Annotated in this window: 8 protein-coding genes; 4 read left to right on the top strand and 4 right to left on the bottom strand. The window is 69.5% G+C overall.

Annotation, left to right across the window (positions count from 1 at the left end):
* Positions 1–64: 64 nt before the first annotated feature.
* Positions 65–1,285: a cytochrome P450 gene (locus AC31A1_RS40345; RefSeq protein WP_489658058.1), complete on the top strand. Its 1,221-nt coding sequence runs from the start codon at positions 65–67 to the stop codon at positions 1,283–1,285.
* 168 nt (positions 1,286–1,453) lie between these two features.
* On the opposite strand, the gene AC31A1_RS40340 is transcribed toward AC31A1_RS40345, so the two are convergent.
* From AC31A1_RS40340 to AC31A1_RS40325, 4 genes are all read right to left on the bottom strand, one after another.
* Complete coding sequence (locus AC31A1_RS40340) at positions 1,454–2,662, bottom strand: acyltransferase family protein (RefSeq protein WP_489658057.1); 1,209 nt, start codon at positions 2,660–2,662, stop codon at positions 1,454–1,456.
* A gap of 273 nt (positions 2,663–2,935) precedes the next feature.
* A complete protein-coding gene (locus AC31A1_RS40335) occupies positions 2,936–3,142 on the bottom strand; it encodes a ferredoxin (RefSeq protein ID WP_489658056.1) in 207 nt (68 codons plus the stop codon).
* Positions 3,143–3,147: 5 nt separating this feature from the next.
* The gene (locus tag AC31A1_RS40330; protein WP_489658055.1) at positions 3,148–4,359 is read right to left on the bottom strand and encodes a cytochrome P450; all 1,212 of its coding nucleotides are present in this window, start codon (positions 4,357–4,359) and stop codon (positions 3,148–3,150) included.
* A gap of 154 nt (positions 4,360–4,513) precedes the next feature.
* Positions 4,514–5,221, bottom strand: coding sequence for a TetR/AcrR family transcriptional regulator (locus AC31A1_RS40325; RefSeq protein ID WP_489658054.1), 708 nt, complete (start codon positions 5,219–5,221; stop codon positions 4,514–4,516).
* A 141-nt stretch (positions 5,222–5,362) separates the two neighbouring features.
* Between AC31A1_RS40325 and AC31A1_RS40320 the strand changes: the two genes are divergently transcribed.
* From AC31A1_RS40320 to AC31A1_RS40310, 3 genes are all read left to right on the top strand, one after another.
* Positions 5,363–6,838, top strand: a complete 1,476-nt coding sequence (locus AC31A1_RS40320) for a DHA2 family efflux MFS transporter permease subunit (RefSeq protein ID WP_489658053.1) — start codon at positions 5,363–5,365, stop codon at positions 6,836–6,838.
* 362 nt (positions 6,839–7,200) lie between these two features.
* Entirely contained in the window at positions 7,201–8,235 is a 1,035-nt protein-coding gene (locus tag AC31A1_RS40315) for a methyltransferase (RefSeq protein ID WP_489658052.1), read from the top strand.
* Positions 8,236–8,359: 124 nt separating this feature from the next.
* A partial coding sequence (locus tag AC31A1_RS40310; protein ID WP_489658051.1) for a biotin carboxylase N-terminal domain-containing protein occupies positions 8,360–9,021 on the top strand: 662 nt, incomplete at its 3' end.

Below are 9,021 nucleotides of genomic sequence, written 5' to 3'. Positions count from 1 at the left end.
GCCCGCAGCCCGGGCCTCACGCCCCGCCCGCACCTCCGGGCGATCACAAGGAGGCTGACCCGACATGACCGATCGGTTCCCCAGCGCCTGCCCCTACCGGCACACCGACTTCGCAGCCGAAGGACTCGACCTGGACCCCGGGTACACCCTGCTGCGCCGTGACGAACCCCTGGCCAGGGTGACCATGCCGTACGGCGGCGACGCCTGGCTGGTCACCCGCCACGAGGACGTCAAGACCGTGCTGGCCGACCCCCGGTTCAGCCGCGCCGCCGCGGCCGGCCGCGACATACCGCGGACCCTGCCGCTGCCCGACCAGCAGAACGCCTCCCTGGTCAGCCTGGACCCGCCGGAGCACAGCCGGCTGCGCCGCCTGGTGGCCAAGGCGTTCACGGCCCGCCGGGTCAAGGAGCTGAGGCCGAACGTCCAAGGGGTCGTCGACGGGCTGGTCGACCGCATGGTCCGGAGCGGGGCTCCCGCGGACCTGGTCGCCGGGCTCGCCTGGCCCCTGCCGCTCACCGTGATCAGCGACGTCCTCGGGATTCCCGTGGACGACCACGACCGCTTCCGCCGATGGACCGAGCAGTCGGTGGCCCTCTCGGCCGCCGATCCGCAGGTCATCAAGGCGGCGGACGACGCCCTGCGCGCCTATCTGCGAGCGATGATCGCCGAGCGCAGGGCCGAGCCGGCGGACGACCTTCTCGGTGCACTGGTCGCCGCCCGGGACGAGGGGGACAGGCTCAGCGAGGAGGAACTCGTCACCTTCGGCGTCAATGTGCTGATCGCCGGCCAGGAGACGACCGCCGCGGAGATCGGCAACTTCGTCTACACGCTGCTCAGCCGGCGCGAGCGCTGGGAGCAACTGGCCGCCGATCCGGAGCTGGTGCCCACCGCGGTGGAGGAGTTGTTGCGGCTGACCCCGCTGGAGGCGAGCGTCGGCGGGCTCGGCTTCACCCGCCTGGCCACCGAGGACGTGGAGATCGGCGGGCGGACCGTCCGGGCCGGGGAGGCCGTCGTGGCCCAGAACGCCTCGGCCAACCGCGACGAGAGGGTCTTCGACCGTCCCGACGAACTCGACTTCGCCCGGGAGAGCGTCCCCCACCTGACGTTCGGTCACGGCCCGCACCACTGCCTGGGCGCCCCGCTGGCCCGGCTGGAACTCCAGGTCGTCCTCGACACGCTCGTACGACGCCTGCCCGGCCTGCGCCTCGCCGTCCCCTCCGACGAGGTGGAGTGGACGCCGAACCGGGCCGTCCGCAGCGTACAGAAGCTGCCCATCGCCTGGTAGACCCGTGCACGTCGGGCCCCGGCCACACCGGGGTCCGGCACGATTCGGACAGCTCTCCAGCGGTCGGCACGGTGACAAGCTCTCCGTCGAGCGTCGCGTCGCACCGCCGGTCCCGGCGGCCTGCACGCCGCCGGGACCGGTCCACTCGCCGGTGAAGTGGTGCGTAGGTCAGCCGGGCAGTACGGAGGAGGGGGGTGGCGCGCCCGTTTCCCCGTTCGGCTCCGGCTGGGGCGCCGGCACGCCGGAAGCACCGGACGGCACGGATGTGAGCGCGGGCGCGGGCCGGGGCGTGGTGCCGAACCGGCGCATGGCGGGCATCTCCACGGCTGTGCAGAGCAGCCAGGCCAGGAACAGCGCTACCAGGCAGAAGGCGGCCATGATGGCGAAGCCGGCGGGGAGCGACCAGGTGCGCCCGCGTCCGCCGATCAGTTCATGGCCGTACGCGATCACACTGATGTGGACCATGTAGAGGGCGAAGGAGACGTCGCCGAGCCAGACCATGGCCCGTCGTCCCGGCGAGTTCCGTGGACCTCGCGCGTCCTGGGTCGCGACGGCCGGGACGAGCAGGGCCAGCGGCAGCACCGTGATCGCGACGAGGGCGTACTCCAGGGGCGCGTAGAGCGCGATGACATAGGCGGCGACGAGGAGGGCTGTCGCCGGGAGCACCCCGACGGGGATCCAGCGGCCCGACAGCACGATCAGCGCCATCAGGATGCCCAGCACGAATTCCAGGGCCCGCACCGGAGGGAAGAACGAGATGGCGAAGTGGTGCCAGGCCGAGACCGTCGGGTCCCAGGGCAGCGCGGGACCGTGGGGTACGACGACCCCGACGACCGCGGGCACGGCGACGATCACCGCGACCGTGCCGAGCGCCCAGTACCACAGCCGTTCCGGACGGATCCTGGACAGGACGCTCAGGAGCCAGGGGAAGCACACATAGAACATCAACTCGCAGGCCAGGGACCAGCTCACGGGATTTCCCGCCACGCAGTAGCGCACGTCCGGTATCCACGACTGCACCAGGAAGAAGCTTGCGACGCTGGGCAGGAAACCGTCCGCGCTGTGCACGTTGGGCACGGTCTCGAAGGGGGAGGGAGCGATTCCGGTGGCCAGCATGAGTACCAGGACCAGGCCCCAGGTGACGAAGTGGTTCGGAAGGATCTTGGCGAACCGCCGGCGCCAGAACATGCGGTTCGTGTCATTCGGCCGGGCCGACCAGGTGAGTACGAAACCACTCAGGACGAAGAAGAACGAGACACCCAGGTCGCCAGCCGGGCCGAACACGAACTGGACGTCGTGATTCATTTCCGCACTGCGGAACAGTCCCGAAGTCGAGATGTGGAAGAAGAATACGAGGAGTGCGGCGATTCCGCGCATTCCGGTGAGTGTGGGAAGCCGGGCCCTGCGCTGCCCGGGTATTTCCCGCTCGCTTGTTGTTTCCGCCATCGGCACACTCCGAAGTCCTGGGCCGTGTCACGGCGCCCTGCGTCGTAAGAATTCTCGGCACGGGGAACGTAGACCGGTCACCGGAGCCGGGGGAAGCCCGGCCGGGATTTCTTGTAGGGCCGTGTGACGGCATTTCACGCGGCTCTGTGGAATTGACAGTCGCTTTGCAGTGAGGGGCCGGTCGGTGCTCTGTCCGTACGGCGGTCAGCGCCCTTCTCGTACGGTGATGGCTCCTGCCGGACAGCAGTCGGCGGCCTCGTGGACGGCGTCGGCGAGTTCGGCCGGCGGGCGCGTCACGAGCAGGACCACCCTGCCGTCCTTGTCGTCCTGGTCGAAGATCTCGGGCAGGGCGGCCGCGCACTGTCCGGAGCTGCAGCACTTCTCGGGGTCCGTGGTCAGCTCCAGCTCCATGGACCTCACCACTCCACCGGCAGGCTGAACAGGCCGTAGATGTTCCCGCCGTGCCGAAAGTCAAGCTCCTCCAGCGGCTTGGCGATCCGCAGACCGGGCAGTCGGCGCACCAGCGCGGCCAGCGCGGACTGCAGTTCGATCCGGGCGAGGGGCTGCCCCAGGCACTGGTGGACGCCGAAGCCGAAGGCCATATGGCGGTGCGCGTTGCGTTCGATGTCGAGTCGGTCGGGGTCCGTGAAGGCGCGCGGGTCGCGGTTGGCGGCGCCGATCTGCAGCAGCACGCCCTCGCCCGCCCGGATCGCCGTGCCCCCGATCTCCAGGTCCTCGCCGGCGACGCGCTGCAGACCGGTCGGCACGATGCTCTGGTGCCGCAGCAGTTCCTCCACGGCGGCCGGTACCAGGTTCGGGTGCTCGCACAGCTTCGCCCACTGCTCGGGATGGCGTTGCAGCGCGAGCACGCTCAACGCGATCTGGTTGGCCGTGGTCTCGTGGCCGGCGATGAGCAGGTTCAGGGCCATGCCTGCCACCTCGTGGCGGGTGAGGTGCCCGGGGATCTCCTGCTCGACCACGAGCCGGCTGATCATGTCGTCGGCCGGTTCCGAGGCCTTCTCGCCGGCCAACCGGTCGAGATAGACGGCCAGTTCGCCGAGCGCGGTGTTCACTTCCTCCGGCGCGGCGGTCGTGTCCTGCACCAGCTGGCTGCGCGTCTGGAAGTAGGCGTGGTCCTCGTACGGCACACCGAGCATCCGGCAGATGACGAGCGACGGCAGGGGCAGGGCGAAGGCCTCCATCAGGTCGGCCGGTGCACCGGCCGCCATCATCCGGTCGAGCAGGGCGTCGACCGTGGTGTCGATCTCGGAGCGCATGCTCTCCATGCGCTTGACGATGAACTCCTGTGTGAGCATGCGGCGTTGCGCGGTGTGCTCGGGCGGGTCCATGCGGATGAAGGTGATCAGGGCCTCGCCGATGGCCTCGCTCTGCGCGGCGGACAGAAAGGGAAAGCCGTGGCGCCGGACGTCGGAGCTGAGGCGCGGGTCGCGCAGCGCCTGCCGGATGTCGGCGTGCCGGGTCACCAGCCACGGACGGCTGCCGTCCCAGAGCGTGACGCGGGTGACCGGCCGTTCCTCGCGCAGTTCGGTGGCGAGCGCGGGCGGGTCCATCGGGCATCCGGTGGTGCTGAACGGAAAGGCGGGAGCTGGGGAGTCGGTGAAAGACATAGGTCCTCCCGGACATGGCGGTACCGCGGGCTGTGTGACACAGGCGCATCGTCCGCGGGCGGGGCGGAAGAACCCCGCCCGGGTGCGGACGACTGGTGACGCTATCCGGGCAACTCGGGCCTAGGTCAACGGAGTTGACAGTGCCTTGTTGGTTTCATGAACCTTTGACGATTCCCTGCGCATTCGCTGAACCGGCGGAGTCCGCGGTCCCTGTGCCGAACGCCTGCAGGAAGGTGTGGACCGCGGCCCGGACCAGTCGGCGCTGCTCGTCGGCGGGGACCTGCTCGGTGCCGAAGCGGGACCGCTCCTCCATCGGGCCGGTGAGCAGCGCGATGTACTGCTCCGCAGCCTGAGCGGGGTCGCTCAGCCGCAGCCGGCCGTCCAGGGCGAGGCGCGCCAGCCGGTCGGCCAGCGCCTCGGTGACCCGGTTGGTCGGTCCGCCGCCCCTGACGACGTCGAGGAGGTCGGGGAACCGGGCGGACTCCGCGTAGATGAGCCGCCGCAGCGCCCAGGACTCGTCGCTCGAATAGCACAGGAGCAGACGGTCGCCGACGTCTTCGAGTGCCGCCCGCAGATCGTCCCCCGGGGTGGCGAGCCGTCCGACGACCGCCAGGTTCTGGGCCATCGCGGTGTCGGAAGCCGCCTCGATGGCATGGCGGAAGAGGTTCGCCTTGTCGCTGAGGTGGTTGTAGACGGTCGGCTTGGCGACGCCCGCCTTGGCCGCAATCACCTTCACGCACGCGTTCGCATACCCCTCGCGCGCGAACACGGTGAAGGCGGCTTCCAGGATCGCCTGCCGTTTGTCGATGCGTCCCCGGGATGCCCTGCGCCCGGACGCCGCTGAAGTGCTCGCTTCGGTCACGACCGCATCGTACCTCGACGGCCCGTTTAGCTATACCAATGGGTTCAACTATGCGTACCAGTGGGTTGCGAAGGCCCTAGGGGATCACTAGATTGAACTCATAGGTTCAATTAGACGCTGAGATCTTCAACCGGAGAAGCGATGACGCAAGTTCGGGATGACCGACTGGAACCCGCACTCGTGCGGCTGATCGCCGTGGTCCTGCTGGGCGGGATGCTCGGCATCCTCAACAGCACGATGGTGGCCGTCGCGATCGATCCCTTGAGCAAAGAGTTCGGCACCTCCATCACCACGATCGGCTGGGCTTCCACGGGCTTCCTGCTGGCCGTCACCGCGACGATCCCGTTCACCTCGTGGGCGGTCGACCGGTTCGGCAGCAAGCGCATGTGGATCATCGGGCTCACCGTGTTCCTGCTCGGATCGCTGCTGTCGGCAACGGCGTGGAACGCGGGCAGCCTGATCGGTTTCCGCGTGGTCCAGGGACTGGCCGCCGGCATCCTGGACCCGCTGGTCCTGGTGCTGCTCGCCCGCGGCGCGGGCCCATCGAGGGCCGGCCGCGTGATGGGCCTGATGGGTGTCGTCCTGTCGCTCGGGCCGGTGCTCGGCCCGGTCGCGGGCGGCGCCATTCTGCAGGGAATGTCCTGGCGCTGGATGTTCCTGCTCAGCGTGCCCGTCGGGCTGGTCGCCCTGGTGCTCGCGGTGCGGGTAGTGCCGTCCGATCCGCCGCGCGGGACGGCGGAATCGCAGGTGCGGCTCGACGTGCTGGGCCTGGCCCTGCTCGGCCCGGGCTTCGCGGCGCTGGTCCTCGCCATGTCGCAGAGCGCCGACCGCACCGCTTTCGCCGTCTGGCAGGTACTGCTCCCGCTGATCCTCGGCGTGGTCGTGCTGATCGGATACGCGATCCACGCCCTCGGCGTGCGCCGCATCCCCCCGCTGATCGATCTGCGGCTGTTCAAGAACACCAGCTTCACGGCGAGCGTCACCGTCATGACCTTGAGCGGTCTGGCGACCTTCGCGAGCCTCTTCGCCCTGCCGCTCTACTACCAGCAGATCCGTGGCCACGGCACGCTCGCCGCCGGTCTGCTGGTGACACCGGTGGGCCTGGGCGCCGCCCTTGCCATGCCGCTGGCGGGCACGCTCAGCGACAAGATCGGCAGCCGGTTCCTGGCCCAGGCGGGCGCGGTCGTGGCGGCCCTCGGCGGACTGCTCCTCGCCCGTGTCTCCCCGACCGCCAACGAGGTCTGGCCGTCGCTCGCCGCCCTGGTGATGGGCATGGGTCTCGGCTTCGTGGGGGCCCCGACCATGGGCTCCCTGTACCGCACGCTGCCCATGCACCTGGTTCCACAGGGCAGTTCGGTGCTGTACATGCTCAACCAGCTGGGCGCGGCCATCGGTATCGCCCTCGTCACGGTCATTCTGAAGACCGTCGGCGACGGCGACTTCCTGAAGGGCATCCACGGCGTCTACTGGTTCGCGATCGGCACGCTCGGTGTCCTCCTCGTCGCCACCCTGTTCCTGCCGGGTCGTGCCGACCTGCCACCCGCGGCCTCCCCGGCCGGGGAGGAACCGCAGGGCGTGCCCGGCCAGCAGTCCGTCGACGCCCCCGCATCGTCCTGACGTCGGCCCGGTCGCACCCAGCACACGATGCCGACCGGATCGACCCGGGGCCCCGGTCTGGTATGGATCCGGACCGCGCCTCCTCAAAACAGCCCCTGCGTCGGGTCCTTCCCCCGTCCCCGACGCAGGGGTGACGCATGTCCGGAGGCGATGGGCGGGCGTCAGTACGGTCCGCGTCGACGGCCTTGACGGATTCCTAACATTCCCCGCGCATTCCTGTGCGGGATTTGATGGTTCTTCAATGAATCCTTGAGCAGTGGCCCTTGGCTCCCTCATGCGCGCTACGGAAAATAGTGGAAAGGACGCGCGAAGACCGAACTGCCCGTCCCGCCGCATTTCCCTTCTCAGGAGGAACTGGGCACATGGAATCTCAAGCCCCGCAGGCGCCCGCAGAGCCCAATGTGGGACAGGTGATGGGCATTCTGTCCGGCTACTGGCAGACGAAGATCCTGCTCACCGCCGCCGACTCCGAACTCTTCACCCAGCTGTCGGGCACCCCGGCCACCGCCGCGGAGTTGAGCGAGCGCCTCGGATTCCGCATGCCGGGCGCGGGAGACTTCTTCCTGGCGCTCGCCGGCCTCGGCCTGCTTGAACTCCACGAGGGCGCCTATCGCAACTCACCCGCCGCCGAGCGCTTCCTGGTCCGCGGCCGCCCCGAATTCATCGGCGGCTACTTGCAGTTCTGCGAGCGTGAACTGAATCCCGCCTGGGCCGGACTCGGTGAGTCGCTGCGCACCGGACAGCCGCACAACACCGCCGCCACCGAGGGAAATCCGTACCACTCGCTGTACGTGGACCAGGAGGCGACCGACTCCTTCCTCGACAGCATGGACATGTTCAACACGCCCATCGCCGCGCGGGTCGGCGGACTCGACTGGAGCTCGTACGCCTCTTTCGTCGACATCGGCGGCGCCCGCGGCAACCTCGCCCACCACCTGGTGACCGCGCACCCCCACCTGGAGGCGGGAGTCTTCGACCTGCCGCCCCTGGAGCGCGCTTTCGCACAGCACGTCGAGAAGCTCGCCCCCGCGAAGCCGATCACCTTCCACGGCGGTGACTTCTTCACGGACCCGCTGCCCGAGGCTGATGTGCTGATCTTCGGTCACATCCTGCACAACTGGGGCACGGAGGAGCGGATCAAACTGCTGAAGAACGCGTACACGGCCGTCCGGCCCGGCGGTGCGGTGATCATCTACGACCCCATGGTCAGCGACGAGACACCTCCGCTCTTTGCCGTCATGGCGAGCCTCAGCATGCTCGTCTGGTCCGCCGGAGGCCATGAATACTCCGTCGAGGACTGCTACGGATGGTTGCGGGACGCCGGATTCCGGCCCGAGACGGTCGGGCTCACGGACTCCCGCGACGACGTCCTGATCGTCGGCCACAAGGATCGCTGACCGATCCGGTCACGCCCTGGTCGGCGGCTCTCGGCGGCGGGCCGACCGGGTCGCTGCCGGTGTGCGAGCCGCAGCCGTGGAGCGTCACGATCACACCGTCCGTGAGAGGACAGGAAGGCCACACGTGCGCAAGGTGCTCATCGCCAATCGTGGCGAAATCGCTGTCCGCGTAGCCCGGGCCTGCCGGGACGCCGGGATCGCGAGCGTGGCCGTATACGCCGACCCGGACCGGGACGCTCTGCATGTCCGCGCCGCGGATGAGGCATTCGCCCTGGGCGGTGACACACCGGCGACCAGCTACCTGGACATCGACAAAGTCCTGACCGCGGCCCGCGAGTCCGGTGCCGACGCCATCCACCCCGGCTACGGATTCCTGTCCGAGAACGCCGACTTCGCGCAGGCCGTCCTCGACGCGGACCTGATCTGGATCGGCCCGCCCCCGCAGGCCATCCGCGACCTCGGTGACAAGGTCGCCGCCCGGCACATCGCCCAACGCGCCGGTGCCCCGCTGGTGGCCGGCACGCCGGACCCGGTGTCGGGTTCGGACGAGGTCGTCGCCTTCGCCGAGCAGCACGGGCTGCCCATCGCGATCAAGGCCGCCTTCGGCGGCGGCGGCCGCGGTCTGAAGGTCGCCCGCACCCTCGAAGAGGTCCCCGAGCTGTACGACTCCGCGGTCCGCGAGGCGGTCGCCGCCTTCGGCCGCGGCGAGTGCTTCGTCGAGCGCTACCTCGACAAACCCCGCCACGTGGAGACCCAGTGCCTGGCCGACACCCACGGCAACGTGGT

Source organism: Streptomyces sp. P5F9 (genome assembly GCF_057961495.1).
Note: the sequence above shows the minus strand (reverse complement) of the source record. Positions and strands in the feature narration are given on the sequence as shown.